Origin of the sequence: Pseudomonas sp. SIMBA_068, from assembly GCF_046534705.1 — a bacterium.
Classification (GTDB): Bacteria; Pseudomonadota; Gammaproteobacteria; order Pseudomonadales; family Pseudomonadaceae; genus Aquipseudomonas; species Aquipseudomonas putida.
Genome location: NZ_JAWRYI010001128.1, coordinates 1 through 252 on the forward strand (window position 1 = coordinate 1; position 252 = coordinate 252).

Below are 252 nucleotides of genomic sequence, written 5' to 3' on the forward strand. Positions count from 1 at the left end.
GTCGCTCAACTACCTGTCCCTGCTCTCGGTCGAGCCGCTCAAAGCGGTGATCCGCGCCTACGACTTCGTCGCCCTGCACGACATCCAGCAGGCGCGGACCACCCAGAAGCGCCTGGACGGCATGCGCGACATCCATACAAAGCCCATGGACTGGCTTATCAAGGGGCAACCCATTCGCGGCTTGCACACCCGGCTGAAGCTGGACCAGGCCGCCTTCCTCTGCGAAGGCGACTTATACCTGTTCAGCTGCGT

General features: G+C 62.7%; 1 protein-coding gene. It reads left to right on the top strand.

Annotated elements, in window-relative coordinates:
- Positions 1 to 252: type VI secretion system baseplate subunit TssF (locus SB756_RS33015; protein ID WP_410913628.1), on the top strand; the 252-nt coding region annotated here is incomplete at both ends.